The following is an 818-nucleotide window of genomic DNA, read 5'->3' on the forward strand; positions in this document are numbered from 1 at the left end:
ACCCCTGGCCCTGGCCCTCGGACTCATCCTGATCACGCTGGCCCTGGCGGTCAACCTGGCGGTGGCGGTCTTGCGCGGGACGGCCAACAGGTGGGCGTATGGCTAGTCCGAAGGAGGCCGAGGCTCCTCCCCTCACAGGTGCTTCATCCTCTCTGCCTGACTCCACAGGGCAGGCGACACTGCATTTGCTGCCGCTGCGGGCGAGCCGTCTGGTGTATGGCGTGAACGGAACCGCGCTGATCAGAGGGATCGACCTGAGGCTGGAAGCCGGTCCCCGCACCGTGATCATGGGAGCTAACGGCGCGGGCAAAAGCCTGCTGTTGCGGCTCTTGCACGGGCTGCTGCAACCGACCTCGGGCACGATTGCGTGGGNNNNCGGGCTGGGGGGTGGCCGTGCGACGGCGTCAGGCCATGGTCTTTCAACGCCCGGTGCTGCTGCGCCGCTCGGTCAGGGCCAATCTGCGTTTTGCCCTGGAGCTGCGACCGGCTCCGTCCAAGGACCGCTCCCAGCGCTTGGCCCGGCTGCTTGAGCTGGCCGGTCTGTCCGCTGTCGCCAGCCGCCCGGCCCGGGTACTGTCGGCCGGTGAGCAGCAGCGGCTGGCCCTGGTCCGAGCCCTCAGCCTGGAGCCGGAGGTGTTGCTGCTCGATGAGCCGACCGCCAGTCTCGACCCGGCTGCGGTGGCCGCCATAGAAAACCTGATCCACACCGCGGACAGCCGGGGAGCCAAAATCGTGCTTGTCACCCACGATATCGGCCAAGCCCGGCGGATTGCCGACGAGGTCGTGTTTGTTCACCACGGCCGGATTGCCGAGCATAC

General features: G+C 67.9%; 1 protein-coding gene and 1 pseudogene. Both read left to right on the forward strand.

Annotation, left to right across the window (positions count from 1 at the left end; translation table 11 throughout):
- Positions 1-185: 185 nt before the first annotated feature.
- Positions 186-372, forward strand: a 187-nt coding sequence (locus tag J4F42_22015) for an ATP-binding cassette domain-containing protein (GenBank protein MCE2488200.1), incomplete at its 3' end; no start/stop codon positions are given.
- Positions 373-378: 6 nt separating this feature from the next.
- A pseudogene (locus J4F42_22020) lies at positions 379-818 on the forward strand (ATP-binding cassette domain-containing protein).

It is taken from the genome of Desulfurellaceae bacterium (assembly GCA_021296095.1).
GTDB lineage: Bacteria > Desulfobacterota > Binatia > Bin18 > Bin18 > JAAXHF01.